We start from the raw sequence: 18,632 nt of genomic DNA, 5'->3' as shown, positions 1-18,632 counted from the left end.
CCGCGCATTCCAGCCCGTCCGGCGTTTGAGGACAAGGCCCGTTCAGGGCCGACCGGGGTCCAGGGGGCGGAGCCCCCTGAAGGACGGGACGGGTAGGGGCGGCGGGGGCGAGAAAGCCCCCGACGCCCACCGCCCACCCGCCCCCGCTCCAACCCCCACCGAGCCGCCCCCTACGGCGGTACCCTGACCAGGCACATCCGCACAAGCCGACGCACAGCCACGCGCACGCGTACCCGCCCCGAAGGGACACCCCATGCCGCTCGAATCCGGCCTCCTGGAGATCCTCGCCTGCCCGGCCTGCCACGCCCCCCTCAAGGAGCAGGACACCGAGCTGATCTGCACCGGTCAGGACTGCGGCCTGGCCTACCCCGTCCGCGACGGCATCCCCGTCCTCCTCGTCGACGAGGCCCGCCGCCCCGCCTGACCCGCGAGACACCGCCCCACCCGCGCAGCACGACCGCGCCCTGAAAGACGCCACAACAGACCCCGCAGCAGGACACCGTCCGCCGCACGCACCCCCCAAGCCCGCCGCCCCCAGGGACCGGCGATCGGAGGCTGCCGCCCCATGCTCGACGAATCGCTGCTCGACACCCCCGAGGCCCTCTCGGAGGCCGACCGCCGCGGCCTTCTGCGTGGCGCCGCCGAGGCGGGCGCCCGCGTCCGCACCGCCGCCCGGCACGCCGCCGAGGCAGGCGTCAACGACCTCAAGCCGGACGGCCGCCCCCGCGCCGTCCTCATCGCGGGCCCCGGCGCCGCGGCCATCTGCGCCGCCGACCTCCTCGGCACCCTCGCCGGCCCCGGCAGCCCCGTCATCCGTCTCGCCCCGACCGGCGTGGCCCCCGCGGCAGGCGCCCTGCGCTGGGAGCTCCCGGGCTGGGCCGGTTCGGTCGACCTGCTCCTGATCACCACTCCCGACGGCTCCGAGCCGGGCCTGTCCCTGCTCGCCGAGTCGGCCTACCGCCGCGGCTGCACCGTCGTCGCCGTCGCCCCCTCCCACACCCCGCTCGTGGAGGCGGTGGCGGGCGCCCACGGCCTCTTCGTACCGATGGCGACGGCCCCGTACGAGCAGGACGAACCGCTCGCCGCGTCCGCCCCCGGCGTGCTGTGGGCGCTGCTCACGCCCCTTCTCGTGCTGCTGGACCGCACCGGTCTGCTCTCCGCCCCGCCGGACGCCGTGGAGAAGGTCGCCGACCGCCTCGACCAGGTCGCCGAGCGCTGCGGGCCCGCCATCGCGACCTACAGCAACCCCGCCAAGACGCTCGCCGCCGAACTCGCCGACGCCCTGCCGATCGTCTGGACCGAGGGCGTCTCCGCGGGCCCCGCCGGCCGCCGCTTCGCCGCGGCCCTCGCCGAACTGTCCGGCACCCCCGCCGTCGTCGCGGAACTCCCCGAGGCCCTCGCCGCGCACAGCGCGCTGCTCGCCGGCCCGCTCGCCGCGAGCGCCGACCCGGACGACTTCTTCCGCGACCGGGTGGACGAGCCCGCCGCACTGCACGCGCGCGTGGTGCTGCTGCGCGACCGCCCGATCGGCGGCCTCACCGCCGCCCCGGCCGCCCGTGACCTGGCCCTCAGCCACGACACACCGATCAGCGAACTCGAGCCGGAGCCCGGCGACGAGCTGGAGACCCTGGCCGAACTGATCGCCATCACGGATTTCGCCGCCGTTTACCTGGCGCTCGCCTCGGGGGCCTGATCTTGACGCCTGCGCACTGAAAACCGCCGTACACGCACGCGCGTACCGATCGACCGGCAGAGAGAACCGCATGGACCGCCTCGACAACACCATCCGCCCCTACGCCTGGGGCTCCACCACCGCCATCCCCGCCCTCCTCGGCGTCGAACCGAGCGGTGAACCCCAGGCGGAGATGTGGATGGGCGCCCACCCCGGTGCCCCCTCGCGCACCGCACGCGGCACCCTGGTGGAGGTGATCGACGCGGCCCCGGAGACGGAACTGGGCCCCGAGGCCGTCGCCCGGTTCGGTCCCCGCCTGCCGTTCCTCCTGAAGATCCTCGCCGCGGGCGCCCCGCTCTCCCTCCAAGTGCACCCCGACCTGGCGCAGGCGAAGGAGGGGTACGAGGACGAGGAGCGCCGGAACATCCCCGTCGACGCCCCCCACCGCAACTACAAGGACGCCAACCACAAGCCCGAACTCATCTGCGCGCTCACCGAGTTCGACGGACTGTGCGGCTTCCGCGATCCGCTGCGGGCGGCCGAACTCCTCGACGGCCTCGGCGTCGACTCCCTCAAGCCCTACGTCGACCTGCTCCACGCCCACCCCGAGGACGCGGCCCTGCGCGAGGTCCTCACCGCGATCCTCACGGCCGACCCGGAGGAGATGCGCCACACGGTCCACGAGGCCGCGTCCGCCTGCGCCCGCCTGGGCGGCCCGTACGCCCCCTACGCCGAGATCGCCCACCACTACCCGGGCGACCCGGGCGTGATCGCCGCGATGCTCCTCAACCACGTGCGCCTGCAGCCGGGCGAGGCGCTCTTCCTCGGCGCCGGCATCCCGCACGCCTACCTCAGCGGCCTCGGCGTCGAGATCATGGCCAACTCCGACAACGTCCTGCGCTGCGGCCTGACCCCCAAGCACGTCGACGTCCCCGAACTCCTGCGCGTCGTCCGTTTCGAGGCGAGCGACCCGGGCGTCCTGCGCCCCGAGGCGTCCCCGGACGGCGAGGAGGTGTACGAGACCCCGATCGACGAGTTCCGGCTGTCGCGGTACGTCCTGCCCGAGGGCGGCACTCCCCACGACCTCACCCGCGAGACCCCGCAGATCCTGCTGTGCACGGCCGGTTCGGTACGGGCGGGGGAGGAGGAACTGACCGCGGGGACCTCCGTGTTCGTCCCCGCGGGCGAGAAGGCCGAGGTGTCCGGTGCGGGCACGGTCTTCCGCGCCACTGTGATCGTATGACCGGGGTTGTGGGTACCTGACGAGCCGTCGCCGGTCCGGGCTGCAACAATGGCCCACCGGCAAAGGACGGGCAAAGGCCCTGGACGGCGTACACGTACGAAGGCGAAGGGACAACGCGGACACATGAGCGCGTCAGGCGGCACCAGGGCGATCGTGGCGGCACTCGGCGCCAACCTCGCGATCGCGGCATCGAAATTCGTTGCGTTCGCGTTCAGTGGCTCGTCCTCGATGCTCGCCGAGGGGGTCCACTCCCTCGCCGACTCCGGCAACCAGTTCCTGCTGCTGGTCGGCGGCAAGAAGGCCCAGCGCGAGGCGACCCCGCAGCACCCCTTCGGCTACGGCCGCGAGCGGTACATCTACGCCTTCCTGGTGTCCATCGTCCTGTTCTCCATCGGCGGCATGTTCGCCATCTACGAGGGCTACGAGAAGATCCGCCACCCGCACGAACTGGAGCACTGGTACTGGCCGGTGGGCGTCCTCCTCTTCGCGATCATCGCCGAGGGCTTCTCCTTCAAGACGGCCATCAAGGAGTCGAACGAACTGCGGGGCAAGCTGTCCTGGTCGCAGTTCATCCGCCGCGCCAAGGCGCCCGAGCTGCCCGTCGTCCTGCTCGAGGACTTCGGCGCGCTGATCGGTCTGGTCCTCGCCCTCGGCGGCGTCGGCCTGGCCCTGCTCACCGGCGACGGCGTCTGGGACGGCATCGGCACCGTCTGCATCGGCGTCCTGCTGGTCTCCATCGCTCTCGTCCTCGCCGCCGAGACCAAGTCGCTCCTGCTCGGCGAGGCCGCGGGCGTCGAGGAGGTCAGGAAGATCGAGGAAGCCGTCGTGGACGGCGACACGGTCACCGGCATCATCCACATGCGGACGCTCCACCTCGGCCCCGAGGAACTGCTGATCGCGGCCAAGATCGCCGTCCGGCACGACGACACGGCCGCGGAGGTCGCCTCCGCCATCAACGCCGCCGAGGCCCGCATCCGCGCCGCGGTCCCCATCGCGCGCGTGATCTACCTCGAACCCGACATCTACAGCGAGTCCGAGGCCGCCAAGGGCCCGGACCGGGAGGCCACGCCCGGAGGCCCCGCGCCCCATCCGGCCGGCCACTGACAGGCTCGGCCCCCGCTTTCCGGACCGCGATCGGCTCGATCTGTTCGGAGGCGGACTGGGGCGGTCGGCCCGGCCGGTGTAGCTTGGAGTGGAGCCAGACGTCGCTGCTGATGGCGGTCGGGCGGTCCCACCGCGGACCGACCGAGGGAGAGAGGGCCTCCGACGGACTGCGCTGCGCGCACGCGGGCATGCCTGTGTCCTCTTCTCGGGCACCCCTGTGTCCGCCGCCGCGCAGACCAGCCGTACCCACCTCGCCCCAACCCCGAGGAGCAGCTCGCAATGACGACTGTCGACAACCGACAGGACTTCAAGGTCGCCGACCTCTCCCTGGCCGAGTTCGGCCGCAAGGAGATCACCCTCGCCGAGCACGAGATGCCCGGCCTGATGGCGATCCGCAAGGAATACGCCGAGGCCCAGCCGCTGGCCGGCGCCCGCGTCACCGGCTCCCTGCACATGACCGTGCAGACCGCCGTGCTCATCGAGACCCTCGCCGCCCTCGGCGCGCAGGTCCGCTGGGCGTCCTGCAACATCTTCTCCACCCAGGACCACGCGGCCGCCGCCATCGCCGTCGGCCCGGACGGCACGCCCGACAACCCCCAGGGCATCCCCGTCTTCGCCTGGAAGGGCGAGACGCTGGAGGAGTACTGGTGGTGCACCGAGCAGGCGCTGACCTGGCCGGACAGCCCCACCGGCGGCCCGAACATGATCCTCGACGACGGCGGTGACGCCACCCTCCTCGTCCACAAGGGCGTCGAGTACGAGAAGGACGGCGCCGTCCCCGGCCTGGAGACCGCCGAGTCCGACGAGCACCGCGTCATCCTCCAGCTGCTCCACCGCACCCTGGGCGAGAACCCCCAGAAGTGGACCCAGCTGGCGTCCGAGATCCGCGGCGTGACCGAGGAGACCACCACCGGCGTCCACCGCCTGTACGAGATGCAGCGCGACGGCGTCCTCCTGTTCCCGGCGATCAACGTCAACGACGCCGTCACCAAGTCGAAGTTCGACAACAAGTACGGCTGCCGCCACTCCCTGATCGACGGCATCAACCGCGCCACCGACGTCCTCATCGGCGGCAAGACGGCGGTCGTCTGCGGTTACGGCGACGTCGGCAAGGGCTGCGCGGAGTCCCTGCGCGGTCAGGGCGCCCGCGTGATCGTCACCGAGATCGACCCGATCTGCGCGCTGCAGGCGGCGATGGACGGCTACCAGGTCACGACGCTGGACGAGGTCGTCGACAAGGCCGACATCTTCATCACCACGACCGGCAACAAGGACATCATCATGGCCTCGGACATGGCCAAGATGAAGCACCAGGCCATCGTCGGCAACATCGGCCACTTCGACAACGAGATCGACATGGCCGGCCTCGCCAAGGTCCCCGGCATCGTCAAGGACGAGGTCAAGCCGCAGGTCCACACCTGGACCTTCCCCGACGGCAAGGTCATCATCGTGCTGTCCGAGGGCCGCCTGCTGAACCTCGGCAACGCCACCGGCCACCCGTCGTTCGTGATGTCCAACTCCTTCGCGGACCAGACCCTGGCCCAGATCGAGCTGTTCACCAAGCCCGACGAGTACCCGACCGGCGTGTACACGCTGCCCAAGCACCTCGACGAGAAGGTCGCGCGCCTCCACCTGGACGCGCTCGGCGTGAAGCTGACCACGCTCCGCCCCGAGCAGGCCGCGTACATCGGCGTGGAGGTCGAAGGCCCCTACAAGTCCGACCACTACCGCTACTGAGCACCGCCTCCGAGGCAGGCCCCCGCACCCCCGTGTCGGGGGCCTGCCCCTTCGGTCCCGTGACCCGCAGGCCGGACCGGCTCGTCAAGATCCAGGACCCTCATGCCCCGCGGCCGCTATTCGCTCCACGATCCGCACGACCACACCCCCCTCGCAGAAGAGCACTTCCACTGCGCCCCCGGCCCTTCCGGCTGGCGCTACGTCTCCCAGCTGACCACCCCCGCGGGCGACCACCACGGCTCCGTCGACCTCACCCTCGACGAACTCGGCCGCCCCATCCGCCTGGAACTCCACGCCGCCGGCTGGCAGGTGCGCGGCGCCGCGCTGGACGGCGTCACCTGGGTCCGTACGGACTCCACCGGAGCTCACGCCACGGAAGGCAATGTGCGCGCCCACGCCTTCACCGGCACGTCCCCCGCGTTCCTCATCGCCCTCACCCGTCTTCTGCGCCTCACCCCTTCCGCCTCAGCGACCCGCGTACGCCTCGTCGCGTTCACGGACCCCGTCCTGGCCCCGCGCACCGTGGACCAGTCCTGGACCTTGCGCAACAGAGAAGCACACGCCACTGACAACGGCCCTCTGACCGTGGACGAATACCAGGTCACAGCCCTGGACACGGGCGAGCAGCACGCCGTGCACATCGCCGGGGACGTGGTGCTCGCGGCGCCCGGCATCGAGCTGGAACACCTCGAGTCACCACCGTCGACCTTCGTCTGACCGAGCCTTCGACTAGGCCGGCGGTACGAACCCGGTCGACCCGCTCTTCCCGGAGGCCTCCGTCGCAGGACGCTCGGCAGGCGGCGCGTCCGCCGGCACGGCAGGCCGGGGCTGGTACGGCGGCTCGGTGGGACGAGACCGGTACGACGGCTCGGCGGGCCGGGGCTCGTACGGCGCCCTCGGAGGAGGGCCGGTCACCGCACCGTTCCCGACGGCCCGACGCGCCTCGCGGGCCTGCCGCTCCTGCATCACGGCGGCGAGATAGACCGTCGGCGGCACACCGTGCGGAACGGGAGTGCCCGTACGAGCGGTGAGGTCGGAAGACAGCCGTTCCGCCATGGCCCACCCCACCTGCGGGTCGAGCTGATGCATCCGCGTCAGGTACTGACGCACCGCCAGCCACAGCCCGTCGGGAACCGCGGACAGATCCAGCTCCGCGAACCGTCCCGCCAGCCACGGCGGAGGCGGAGGCAGAAACCCCGTGCGCGCGGCAGGCACTCGTTCCCGTACGACGAGAGTCCCGGCGAAGACGTCCCCGAGCCGCCGTCCGCGCGACGACACGAGCGACGCGATACAGGCGATGACACCGAACGTCATCAGGATCTCCACCACGCCGATCGCGCCCCGAACCAGTGCATGCCGGAACCGGATCGGCCCGCCGTCGTCGCGCACCACCCGCAGCCCGCACGCCAGTTTCCCGAGGGACCGCCCGTGGCTGAGGGTCTCGACCGCGATCGGTGCCCCCACGAGCAACAGCACGAAGGTCGCGATCGACACCGCGAACTGCGCCGCGTCATCCAGCGAGGCCGTGGCGGCGACCAGCGCGATGGTCACGACGACGTAGACGGCCATGGCCACCACCAGATCGAGCAACACCGCGAGCGCCCTGCTGGGCAGCCTCGCGGGGCGCAACTCCAGCGCCACCGCCTCACCCGTCACCAGCTCACTCACGCCCGCCGCCCTTCCCTGGTCTGCCCTCGCAGCGGCCAGTCTGCCAAGCTGAGGGCGCATCGCGCCGCAGTACGACAAGCTGACATCAACGACGGGCCAGCGACGACAGCCGAGGAGCAGCCGAACCGATGGACCTCGACGTCTTCGTCACGACCCACCGAGCCGAATGGGACCGCCTCGACGCGCTCCTGGGACGCCAACGGCGTCTCACCGGCGCGGAAGCCGACGAACTCGTCTCGCTCTATCAGCGCACGGCGACCCATCTGTCCCTGATCCAGTCCAGCGCGCCCGACCCCCAGCTGACCGGACGCCTGAGTCAACTCGTGGCACGCGCGCGGAGCGCGGTGACGGGGACACGGCGCGCCTCCTGGAGAGACGTCACCCGCTTCCTCACCCACGGCTTCCCGTCGGCCGTCTACAGGTCGCGCCGCTGGTGGGTGCCCACCGCCCTTCTCTCCACCCTCGTCTCCGTCCTCCTGGGCTGGTGGATCGGCACCCACCCCGACGTCCAGGCCACCATCGCGGCCCCCAACGAGCTGCGGGAGCTCACGCGCCCCGGGGGCCAGTACGAGACGTACTACTCGAGCCACCCCGCCGCGTCCTTCGCCGCCCAGGTCTGGACGAACAACGCCTGGGCCGCCGCCCTGTGCCTGATCCTCGGCGTTTTCCTGGGCCTGCCGGTCCTCTGGCTCCTCTTCCAGAACATGCTCAACCTCGGCGTCGGCTTCGGCCTGATGTCGTCCGCCGGCCGCCTCGACACCTTCCTCGGCCTCGTCCTGCCCCACGGCCTGCTCGAACTGACCGCTGTCTTCGTGGCCGCCGGAACCGGGCTGCGCCTCGGCTGGACCCTCGTCGATCCGGGCCCGCGCACCCGTCGCACGGCCCTGGCCGAGGAAGGCCGTGCCGCCATCGGCATGGCGATCGGCCTCGCCCTGGTCCTCTTCGTCTCGGGCGCCATCGAAGGCTTCGTCACCCCGTCCGGTCTGCCCACCTGGGCCCGCATCGGCATCGGAGTCGTCGCCGAGCTCACCTTCCTGGCCTACGTCTTCCTGCTGGGCGGACGAGCCGCCCGAGCAGGGGAGACAGGGGACGTCGAGGCGGCCGAGCGAAGCGCCGCGGTGCCGACGGCGGCCTGATGTGCATACGGGCCCGCTGAGCTGTTAGTCTCTTCCTCGCCCCAACGGAGCCGTTGACACGGACCTCCAGGGGAGGTAGATTCGAACAGTTGCCTGGAACTGGGTCTCACCCGGTCGGCAGCAGTGAGTGTCTGTCTGCTTCTCGGAACATCGATTTCGACGAAGCCACTCCCGATGAATCGGAAAATGAAGCCGGTCAGACCGGCTCGGAACTTCTGATAAAGTCGGATCCGCCGGAAAGGAAACCGCAAAACAAAAGCGGGAACCTGGAAAGCACCGAGGAAATCGGATCGGAAAACGGTCTGATAGAGTCGGAAACGCAAGATCGAAGGGAAGCCCGGAGGAAAGCCCGAGAGGGTGAGTACAAAGGAAGCGACCGTTCCTTGAGAACTCAACAGCGTGCCAAAAGTCAACGCCAGATATGTTGATACCCCGACACCGGGATTTCCTGGTGGCGAGGTTCCTTTGAAGAAAACACAGCGAGGACGCTGTGAACGGTCGGGCTCATTCCGCCTGACTGTTCCGCTCTCGTGTGTGTCGACCGGATTACCGGTAAACATTCACGGAGAGTTTGATCCTGGCTCAGGACGAACGCTGGCGGCGTGCTTAACACATGCAAGTCGAACGATGAACCACTTCGGTGGGGATTAGTGGCGAACGGGTGAGTAACACGTGGGCAATCTGCCCTTCACTCTGGGACAAGCCCTGGAAACGGGGTCTAATACCGGATAACACTCTCGCAGGCATCTGTGAGGGTTAAAAGCTCCGGCGGTGAAGGATGAGCCCGCGGCCTATCAGCTTGTTGGTGAGGTAATGGCTCACCAAGGCGACGACGGGTAGCCGGCCTGAGAGGGCGACCGGCCACACTGGGACTGAGACACGGCCCAGACTCCTACGGGAGGCAGCAGTGGGGAATATTGCACAATGGGCGAAAGCCTGATGCAGCGACGCCGCGTGAGGGATGACGGCCTTCGGGTTGTAAACCTCTTTCAGCAGGGAAGAAGCGAAAGTGACGGTACCTGCAGAAGAAGCGCCGGCTAACTACGTGCCAGCAGCCGCGGTAATACGTAGGGCGCAAGCGTTGTCCGGAATTATTGGGCGTAAAGAGCTCGTAGGCGGCTTGTCACGTCGATTGTGAAAGCCCGAGGCTTAACCTCGGGTCTGCAGTCGATACGGGCTAGCTAGAGTGTGGTAGGGGAGATCGGAATTCCTGGTGTAGCGGTGAAATGCGCAGATATCAGGAGGAACACCGGTGGCGAAGGCGGATCTCTGGGCCATTACTGACGCTGAGGAGCGAAAGCGTGGGGAGCGAACAGGATTAGATACCCTGGTAGTCCACGCCGTAAACGGTGGGAACTAGGTGTTGGCGACATTCCACGTCGTCGGTGCCGCAGCTAACGCATTAAGTTCCCCGCCTGGGGAGTACGGCCGCAAGGCTAAAACTCAAAGGAATTGACGGGGGCCCGCACAAGCGGCGGAGCATGTGGCTTAATTCGACGCAACGCGAAGAACCTTACCAAGGCTTGACATACACCGGAAACGTCTGGAGACAGGCGCCCCCTTGTGGTCGGTGTACAGGTGGTGCATGGCTGTCGTCAGCTCGTGTCGTGAGATGTTGGGTTAAGTCCCGCAACGAGCGCAACCCTTGTTCTGTGTTGCCAGCATGCCCTTCGGGGTGATGGGGACTCACAGGAGACCGCCGGGGTCAACTCGGAGGAAGGTGGGGACGACGTCAAGTCATCATGCCCCTTATGTCTTGGGCTGCACACGTGCTACAATGGCCGGTACAATGAGCTGCGATACCGTGAGGTGGAGCGAATCTCAAAAAGCCGGTCTCAGTTCGGATTGGGGTCTGCAACTCGACCCCATGAAGTCGGAGTCGCTAGTAATCGCAGATCAGCATTGCTGCGGTGAATACGTTCCCGGGCCTTGTACACACCGCCCGTCACGTCACGAAAGTCGGTAACACCCGAAGCCGGTGGCCCAACCCCTTGTGGGAGGGAGCTGTCGAAGGTGGGACTGGCGATTGGGACGAAGTCGTAACAAGGTAGCCGTACCGGAAGGTGCGGCTGGATCACCTCCTTTCTAAGGAGCACTTCTTACCGAGCTCGCTCGGTCAGAGGCCAGAACGTCAGCGAATGTCTGATGCTGGTTGCTCATGGGTGGAACGTTGACTACTCGGCACACTTGATCGTCTTCTCCTTCTAGTACTGCTCGCAAGAGCGTGGAACGTTGAGGGGAGCGGGGAGTGTGTCGGGCACGCTGTTGGGTGTCTGAGGGAATGGTTTTCCTCAGTCGCCGGCCCCAGTGAACTCGAGTGGAAGCTCGGGGTGATGGGTGGCTGGTCGTTGTTTGAGAACTGCACAGTGGACGCGAGCATCTGTGGCCAAGTTTTTAAGGGCGCACGGTGGATGCCTTGGCACCAGGAACCGATGAAGGACGTGGGAGGCCACGATAGGCCCCGGGGAGTCGTCAACCAGGCTTTGATCCGGGGGTGTCCGAATGGGGAAACCCGGCAGTCGTCATGGGCTGTCACCCTTGCCTGAACACATAGGGCAAGTGGAGGGAACGCGGGGAAGTGAAACATCTCAGTACCCGCAGGAAGAGAAAACAACCGTGATTCCGGGAGTAGTGGCGAGCGAAACCGGATGAGGCCAAACCGTATGCGTGTGAGACCCGGCAGGGGTTGCGCATGCGGGGTTGTGGGATCTCTCTTCTGTCGTCTGCCGGCGACAGGACGAGTCAGAAACCGTTGATGTAGGCGAAGGACATGCGAAAGGTCCGGCGTAGAGGGTAAGACCCCCGTAGTCGAAACGTCAGCGGCTCGTTTGAGAGACACCCAAGTAGCACGGGGCCCGAGAAATCCCGTGTGAATCTGGCGGGACCACCCGCTAAGCCTAAATATTCCCTGGTGACCGATAGCGGATAGTACCGTGAGGGAATGGTGAAAAGTACCGCGGGAGCGGAGTGAAATAGTACCTGAAACCGTGTGCCTACAAGCCGTGGGAGCGTCGGAACAAGGCTTGCCTTGTTCTCGTGACTGCGTGCCTTTTGAAGAATGAGCCTGCGAGTTTGCGGTGTGTTGCGAGGTTAACCCGGGTGGGGAAGCCGTAGCGAAAGCGAGTCCGAATAGGGCGATTCAGTAGCACGCTCAAGACCCGAAGCGGAGTGATCTAGCCATGGGCAGGTTGAAGCGGAGGTAAGACTTCGTGGAGGACCGAACCCACCAGGGTTGAAAACCTGGGGGATGACCTGTGGTTAGGGGTGAAAGGCCAATCAAACTCCGTGATAGCTGGTTCTCCCCGAAATGCATTTAGGTGCAGCGTCGTGTGTTTCTTGCCGGAGGTAGAGCACTGGATAGGCGATGGGCCCTACCGGGTTACTGACCTTAGCCAAACTCCGAATGCCGGTAAGTGAGAGCGCGGCAGTGAGACTGTGGGGGATAAGCTCCATGGTCGAGAGGGAAACAGCCCAGAGCATCGACTAAGGCCCCTAAGCGTACGCTAAGTGGGAAAGGATGTGGAGTCGCACAGACAACCAGGAGGTTGGCTTAGAAGCAGCCACCCTTGAAAGAGTGCGTAATAGCTCACTGGTCTAGTGATTCCGCGCCGACAATGTAGCGGGGCTCAAGCGTACCGCCGAAGTCGTGTCATTGCAGCAAATACTCCCAACGGAGGCTGTGATGGGTAGGGGAGCGTCGTCTGCCGGGTGAAGCAGCACCGGAAGGTAGTTGTGGACGGTTGACGAGTGAGAATGCAGGCATGAGTAGCGATTCACACGTGGGAAACGTGTGCGCCGATTGACTAAGGGTTCCTGGGTCAAGCTGATCTGCCCAGGGTAAGTCGGGACCTAAGGCGAGGCCGACAGGCGTAGTCGATGGATAACCGGTTGATATTCCGGTACCCGCTGTGAAGCGTCAAACATTGAATCCAGTGATGCTAAGCCCGTGAAGCCGCCGGCTGAGTCTTCGGACGAGGTCGGAGTGGTGGAGCCGGTGACCCGAGCTGGTAGTAGGTGAGTGATGGGGTGACGCAGGAAGGTAGTCCATCCCGGGCGGTGGTTGTCCCGGGGTAAGGGTGTAGGCCGTGATCTAGGCAAATCCGGATCACTTAAGGCTGAGACCTGATGCCGAGCCGATTGTGGTGAAGTGGATGATCCTATGCTGTCGAGAAAAGCCTCTAGCGAGTTTCATGGCGGCCCGTACCCTAAACCGACTCAGGTGGTCAGGTAGAGAATACCGAGGCGTTCGGGTGAACTATGGTTAAGGAACTCGGCAAAATGCCCCCGTAACTTCGGGAGAAGGGGGGCCACACTCGGTGATCCGTTTTACACGGTGAGCTGGGGGTGGCCGCAGAGACCAGCGAGAAGCGACTGTTTACTAAAAACACAGGTCCGTGCGAAGCCGTAAGGCGATGTATACGGACTGACGCCTGCCCGGTGCTGGAACGTTAAGGGGACCGGTTAGTCACATTTCGGTGTGGCGAAGCTGAGAACTTAAGCGCCAGTAAACGGCGGTGGTAACTATAACCATCCTAAGGTAGCGAAATTCCTTGTCGGGTAAGTTCCGACCTGCACGAATGGCGTAACGACTTCTCGACTGTCTCAACCATAGGCCCCGGTGAAATTGCACTACGAGTAAAGATGCTCGTTTCGCGCAGCAGGACGGAAAGACCCCGGGACCTTTACTACAGTTTGATATTGGTGTTCGGTTCGGCTTGTGTAGGATAGCTGGGAGACTTTGAAGTCCATACGCCAGTATGGGTGGAGTCGTCGTTGAAATACCAGTCTGGTCGTGCTGGATGTCTAACCTGGGTCCGTGATCCGGATCAGGGACAGTGTCTGATGGGTAGTTTAACTGGGGCGGTTGCCTCCTAAAGAGTAACGGAGGCGCCCAAAGGTTCCCTCAGCCTGGTTGGCAATCAGGTGTTGAGTGTAAGTGCACAAGGGAGCTTGACTGTGAGACCGACGGGTCGAGCAGGGACGAAAGTCGGGACTAGTGATCCGGCGGTGGCTTGTGGAAGCGCCGTCGCTCAACGGATAAAAGGTACCCCGGGGATAACAGGCTGATCTTCCCCAAGAGTCCATATCGACGGGATGGTTTGGCACCTCGATGTCGGCTCGTCGCATCCTGGGGCTGGAGTCGGTCCCAAGGGTTGGGCTGTTCGCCCATTAAAGCGGTACGCGAGCTGGGTTTAGAACGTCGTGAGACAGTTCGGTCCCTATCCGCTGCGCGCGCAGGAATATTGAGAAGGGCTGTCCCTAGTACGAGAGGACCGGGACGGACGAACCTCTGGTGTGCCAGTTGTTCTGCCAAGGGCATGGCTGGTTGGCTACGTTCGGGAGGGATAACCGCTGAAAGCATCTAAGCGGGAAGCCTGCTTCGAGATGAGTATTCCCACCCACTTGATGGGGTAAGGCTCCCAGTAGACGACTGGGTTGATAGGCCGGATCTGGAAGCACGGTAACGTGTGGAGGTGACCGGTACTAATAGGCCGAGGGCTTGTCCTCAGTTGCTCGCGTCCACTGTGTTAGTTCTGAGGCAACGACCGTGTTTTTTTCCGGTCTAACTTCATAGTGTTTCGGTGGTTATAGCGTGAGGGAAACGCCCGGTTACATTTCGAACCCGGAAGCTAAGCCTTACAGCGCCGATGGTACTGCAGGGGGGACCCTGTGGGAGAGTAGGACGCCGCCGAACAATTTTTGAGAAAACCCCCGGCCGGGGATACCGGTCCGGGGGTTTTCTGCGTTCCGGGGCAATACCAGGCCGCATTGTTCGAGGGTTTCTCCATGCTGGAGAAACCCTCGGACTACAAGCGGCCCGCCGTCTTCAAGGCGAGGTATGCGTCCGCCAGCGCCGGCGCCAGTTCGTCCGGTGTCTCGTCGATGACCGTGACGCCATGGCGGCGGAGTTGTTCCGCCGTGCGGTGGCGTTCGTTCTGGGCCTGGGCGGCCGCCGCGGCCTCGTAGACCGCGTCGGTGTTTCCACGTGCTGTTGCCATGCGGGCGATGTACGGGTCCGCCACGGACGCCACCAGAACCGTGTGTCGCTGGGTGAGTTGGGAGAGGACGGGGAGCAAGCCCTCCTCCACGGGTGCCGCGTCGAGGCTGGTGAGCAGGACGATCAGGGAGCGGCGCGGAGCCGTACGGAGGGCTGTGGCTGTCAGGCCACGGGCGTCCAGCTCGACCAGCTCGGGTTCGAGTGTCGCCATGGCGTTCACCAGGGAGGGGAGGAGGTCCCGGACTGTGCGGCCCTGAACGATGGCTCGGGCTCGGCGGTCGTAGGCCAGCAGGTCCACGCGGTCGCCGGCGCGGGAGGCCAGGGCTGCCAGGAGCAGGGCCGCGTCCATGGAGGCATCGAGGCGAGGGGCGTCGCCGACGCGGCCTGCCGCGGTGCGGCCGGTGTCGAGGACGAGAAGGATGTGGCGGTCGCGTTCCGGGCGCCATGTGCGGACGGCGACAGCGGACTGGCGGGCTGTCGCTCGCCAGTCGATGGAGCGGGTGTCGTCGCCGGGGACGTACTCGCGGAGGCTGTCGAACTCCGTTCCTTCGCCGCGGATGAGCACGCTGGTGCGGCCGTCCAGTTCCCGTAGGCGGGCCAGTTTGGACGGAAGGTGCTTGCGGCTCGTGAAGGGCGGCAGGACGCGGACCGTCCAGGGCACCTTGTGGGAGCCCTGGCGGGCGAACAGGCCCAGGGGGCCGTAGGAACGGATCGTCACGCGGTCGGCCTGCCGGTCGCCTCGGCGGGTCGGGTGCAGGCGGGTGGTGACGCGGCGGCGTTCGCCCGCGGGGACCGTCACGCGGTGACGCGATGCCTCGACTTCCGTGCCGGGCTGCCAGCTGCTCGGCGGCCAGGCGTCGCGCAGGCGCGCCCGGAGCGGGCGACGGGACGGGTTGGTGACCGTGAGGGTGACGTCGGCGGTCTCGCCCAGGCGCACGTTGGTGTCGCCGGAGCGGGTCAGGCCGAGTCGCCGTACCGGCGCCGCCAGGGCGAAGTCGCAGGCGCAGGCCACTGCCAGCGGGGCGTTCACGGCGAGGATGCCGGTCCAGCCGGGATCCCAGATGCCGACGGGCAGGGAGCCGAGTGCCGCGAGGAGTGCGGCGCGTCCGGTGAGGGCCATCAGCGGGGGACGGGGACGTGGGCGAGGATCGCGTTGATGACGGAGTCGGCCGTCACGCCCTCCATCTCGGCCTCGGGGCGGAGTTGCACGCGGTGGCGCAGTGTCGGGAGGGCGAGTGCCTTGACGTCGTCGGGGATGACGTAGTCGCGGCCTGTCAGCCACGCCCACGCGCGTGAGGTGGCCAGCAGGGCGGTGGCGCCGCGCGGGGACACGCCCAGGGTGAGGGACGGGGATTCGCGTGTGGCGCGGCAGATGTCGACGACGTAGCCGGTGATCTCGGGCGAGATGGTGGTCTTGGCGACGGCCGCCCGGGCCGCTTCCAGGTCGGCGGGGCCGGCGACGGGGCGTACGCCGGCGGCACGCAGGTCGCGCGGGTTGAAGCCCTCGGCGTGGCGGGTGAGGACGTCGATCTCGTCCTGGCGGGAGGGGAGGGGGATCGTCAGCTTGAGGAGGAAACGGTCCAGCTGGGCTTCGGGGAGCGGGTAGGTGCCCTCGTACTCGACCGGGTTCTGGGTCGCGGCGACCAGGAACGGGTCCGGGAGCGGGCGGGGGGTGCCGTCGACCGTGACCTGGCGTTCCTCCATGGCCTCCAGGAGGGAGGACTGGGTCTTCGGCGGGGTGCGGTTGATCTCGTCGGCGAGGAGGAGGTTGGTGAAGACCGGGCCGGGCTGGAAGGAGAACTGGGCGGTGCGGGTGTCGTAGACGAGGGAGCCCGTCACGTCGCTCGGCATGAGGTCGGGGGTGAACTGGACGCGCTTGGTGTCGAGTTCGAGTGCGGATGCGAGGGCGCGCACGAGCAACGTTTTGGCGACCCCGGGGACTCCTTCAAGGAGTACGTGTCCGCGGCAGAGGAGGGCGACGACGAGGCCGGTCACGGCGGGGTCCTGGCCGACCACGGCTTTGGCGATCTCGGCGCGCAGGGCCTCCAGGGAGGCTCGGGCCTTGCCCGGGTCCCCGGTGATCCCGGCGTTGTCAGTGGTCGGGTCCATCATGGACGGCGTACCTCTCTTTCGAGGGCGTCAAGTTGGTCGGCGAGGGCGATGAGGGCCGCGTCGTCGCTGGGCGGCGGGCCGAAGAGCAGGGAGTGCAGGGACTGTCCGTCGCCACGAAGGTGGGTGGACAGGGCGGGAAGCAGGGTCTCGGGCGCGTGCGCCTGGGAGACGGGGACGCCTACGAGCGGGGCGAGGCGGGTGCGCGTGGTGGAGCGAAGAGCGGTGGCGGCGCGGTCGCGGGCGTTGGCCTTGAGGTAGAGACGGGCGCGGCCTTCGACGGTTTCGGAGGCGCGGATCGCCACCGGCAGATTTTCGGGCACGAGGGGGCCGAGCCGGCGTGCCCGCCACAGGGCGGCGAGGGCGGCCGCGATGAAGAGCTGCAGGGTGCCCCAGAGCCAGCCGGAGGGGAGCAGGTCCAGGAAGCTCTTCTCGCCGCCGTCGGTGGCCGAGGAGTCGGAGAGCGAGGGGAGGTACCAGACCAGATGGGGGCGGGAGCCGAGGAGTTGGAGGGCGAGCGAGGCGTTGCCCTGCTTGTCGAGACGGTCGTTCAGGAGGATGTCGGGCGCGCCGAGGACGATGGTGTCGCCGTCCCCGGAGGTCTGCGGGATGCGCAGGAGGGTGGCCAGGCGCTCGCTGCGGTAGCACTTGGCGGCGTCGAGGTGGGTGGTGGTGTAGCGGATGCCGCCGGTGTCGGCGTTGCCGGCGCGCTGGGCGGCGGGCAGTCCACAGTCGGGGGCGAGGGTGGAGTCGAAGCTCGTGGCGGGGTCCGCCGTCACACCGGGGACGAGTTTCTCGATGGAGGAGCTGCCGGGTGCGACCAGGACGGTGCGGCCGCCGGAGTCGGCGATCGCCGCGTGCAGCGCGCTCTGCTGACGCTGGGTCAACCGGTCCGGGACGGCGACCAGGAGCGTGGTGTTCGGCGAGGCCGCGGCGCGCGCCCCGGCCAGCGTGGTGACCACCCGAGTGGTGACGCCGTGGTCGGCGAGGATCTCGGCGACCGCGCGGCTGCCGTAGGGATCGACCGAGCGCGGGTCGAGCTCGCCGTGCCGGACGTCGGAGCGGACCACGGCGATGACGACGGCCGCGGCCAGGACGAGGATCACCGCGAGGGCGATGCCTCGCGCGCGGGTCCAGACCTGGCGGGCGGTGGGCGAGACCGAGGTGGAGGGGAGCGTGGTGGCCTCGGCGGTCATCCGTCCTCTCCCTGGCGGGTGTGGGGCGCCGTGCCGGGGGTGCTGCTCGCGAGCTGGGGCTTGGCGCGTTCGAGGTCGCGGTCGAGCTCGGCGATGCGGTGGTACGACATCTCGCTCGCCCTGCGGCCGCCGTACGTGACGTCGTCGAAGTCCCGGGCCGCGGCGCGCAGTCGGTCCGTGTGGGACGGCAGGGCGCGGCCCGCTTCGGCGGCGGCCTCGTCGGCGGTGCGACCGGGGCGGACGTCGAGGAGGGCGCGTTCCTCGAGGGAGCGGACGATGGCCCGCATGCGTTCCTGGACGGCCTGGTTCCAGTGGCCCTGGGCGGCGTGTGCCTCGGCGGCCGCGCGGTGCTCGGCGGCGCTGCGGGGCCGATCGTCGAACAGGGCGGCGGAGGAGGTGGGTTGGCGGCCCGGGGTGCCCAGGCGCCACCAGAGCGCGCCCAGGACCAGCAGGACGGCTACGACGATGACCACCAGGCCCAGCACGCCCCCGGGCGTCGCGGCGGCGGCCGAGCCGAAGAGCTTGTCGATCCACTCCCAGAAGGCGTTGAGGGCGCGCTGGAACAGGCTGGGGTCGTTCTCGTGGTACATGCCCTTGGACAGCTCGCGCCGGGCCGCTTCCCGCGCGGGGTCGCGCGGGATCGTCACCGGTGGCTCGTCGCCGGAGCGCACCGACGCCAGCCGGGATGTGTCGCCGGCGCGCAGCAGGGCTCGTACGGCCGATCCTGCGGCGCGGGGCAGTGCCGGCGCCATGGTGAGAACTCCCCCCG

The 18,632-nt window shown here is 67.6% G+C and carries 12 protein-coding genes and 3 rRNA genes; 10 read left to right on the top strand and 5 right to left on the bottom strand.

The window, feature by feature from the left end; genetic code table 11:
* Window positions 1-253 precede the first annotated feature (253 nt).
* The 6 genes from LN251_RS10160 to LN251_RS10135 all read left to right on the top strand — a co-directional run bounded on the left by LN251_RS10160 (window position 254) and on the right by LN251_RS10135 (window position 6,473).
* Window positions 254-424: a Trm112 family protein gene (locus LN251_RS10160; RefSeq protein WP_079078118.1), complete on the top strand. Its 171-nt coding sequence runs from the start codon at window positions 254-256 to the stop codon at window positions 422-424.
* Between the two features lie 141 nt (window positions 425-565).
* Window positions 566-1,693 carry an SIS domain-containing protein gene (locus LN251_RS10155; RefSeq protein ID WP_458244112.1) on the top strand — a complete coding sequence of 376 codons (1,128 nt, stop codon included), beginning with the start codon at window positions 566-568 and terminating at the stop codon, window positions 1,691-1,693.
* Window positions 1,694-1,763: 70 nt separating this feature from the next.
* Window positions 1,764-2,915 (top strand): mannose-6-phosphate isomerase, class I, encoded by a 1,152-nt coding sequence (gene manA / locus LN251_RS10150; RefSeq protein WP_458244111.1) that lies wholly within the window; start codon window positions 1,764-1,766, stop codon window positions 2,913-2,915.
* A 123-nt stretch (window positions 2,916-3,038) separates the two neighbouring features.
* The gene (locus LN251_RS10145; protein ID WP_458244110.1) at window positions 3,039-4,019 is read left to right on the top strand and encodes a cation diffusion facilitator family transporter; all 981 of its coding nucleotides are present in this window, start codon (window positions 3,039-3,041) and stop codon (window positions 4,017-4,019) included.
* 279 nt (window positions 4,020-4,298) lie between these two features.
* The gene (gene ahcY / locus LN251_RS10140; protein WP_458244109.1) at window positions 4,299-5,756 is read left to right on the top strand and encodes an adenosylhomocysteinase; all 1,458 of its coding nucleotides are present in this window, start codon (window positions 4,299-4,301) and stop codon (window positions 5,754-5,756) included.
* 102 nt (window positions 5,757-5,858) lie between these two features.
* Window positions 5,859-6,473: a hypothetical protein gene (locus LN251_RS10135; protein ID WP_458244108.1), complete on the top strand. Its 615-nt coding sequence runs from the start codon at window positions 5,859-5,861 to the stop codon at window positions 6,471-6,473.
* Between the two features lie 12 nt (window positions 6,474-6,485).
* On the opposite strand, the gene LN251_RS10130 is transcribed toward LN251_RS10135, so the two are convergent.
* Complete coding sequence (locus LN251_RS10130; protein ID WP_458244107.1) at window positions 6,486-7,424, bottom strand: RDD family protein; 939 nt, start codon at window positions 7,422-7,424, stop codon at window positions 6,486-6,488.
* A 128-nt stretch (window positions 7,425-7,552) separates the two neighbouring features.
* Here LN251_RS10130 and LN251_RS10125 point away from each other — a divergent pair, with 128 nt between their 5' ends.
* From LN251_RS10125 to rrf, 4 genes are all read left to right on the top strand, one after another.
* Window positions 7,553-8,560: a stage II sporulation protein M gene (locus LN251_RS10125; RefSeq protein WP_458244106.1), complete on the top strand. Its 1,008-nt coding sequence runs from the start codon at window positions 7,553-7,555 to the stop codon at window positions 8,558-8,560.
* A gap of 559 nt (window positions 8,561-9,119) precedes the next feature.
* Window positions 9,120-10,645 (top strand): 16S ribosomal RNA (locus LN251_RS10120).
* Window positions 10,646-10,944: 299 nt separating this feature from the next.
* A 23S ribosomal RNA gene (locus LN251_RS10115) occupies window positions 10,945-14,068 on the top strand.
* Between the two features lie 70 nt (window positions 14,069-14,138).
* Window positions 14,139-14,255, top strand: a 5S ribosomal RNA gene (gene rrf, locus LN251_RS10110).
* Together the 16S, 23S and 5S rRNA genes form the textbook arrangement of a ribosomal RNA operon.
* A 112-nt stretch (window positions 14,256-14,367) precedes the next feature.
* Here the strand turns inward: rrf and LN251_RS10105 are convergent.
* The 4 genes from LN251_RS10105 to LN251_RS10090 are packed head-to-tail and all read right to left on the bottom strand — an operon-like array spanning window position 14,368 to window position 18,615.
* A complete protein-coding gene (locus tag LN251_RS10105; RefSeq protein WP_458244105.1) occupies window positions 14,368-15,678 on the bottom strand; it encodes a DUF58 domain-containing protein in 1,311 nt (436 codons plus the stop codon).
* Complete coding sequence (locus LN251_RS10100) at window positions 15,678-16,667, bottom strand: AAA family ATPase (RefSeq protein ID WP_107416143.1); 990 nt, start codon at window positions 16,665-16,667, stop codon at window positions 15,678-15,680. The genes LN251_RS10105 and LN251_RS10100 overlap by 1 nt, the downstream gene beginning before the upstream one ends.
* Window positions 16,667-17,863: a DUF4350 domain-containing protein gene (locus LN251_RS10095; protein WP_458244104.1), complete on the bottom strand. Its 1,197-nt coding sequence runs from the start codon at window positions 17,861-17,863 to the stop codon at window positions 16,667-16,669. The genes LN251_RS10100 and LN251_RS10095 overlap by 1 nt, the downstream gene beginning before the upstream one ends.
* Window positions 17,860-18,615 (bottom strand): DUF4129 domain-containing protein, encoded by a 756-nt coding sequence (locus LN251_RS10090; protein ID WP_458244103.1) that lies wholly within the window; start codon window positions 18,613-18,615, stop codon window positions 17,860-17,862. Before LN251_RS10090 ends, LN251_RS10095 begins: the two co-directional genes overlap by 4 nt.
* Window positions 18,616-18,632: the final 17 nt, after the last annotated feature.

Source organism: Streptomyces sp. MAI_2237 (assembly GCF_054189285.1).
This window is presented reverse-complemented; position numbering and strand designations above follow the sequence as displayed.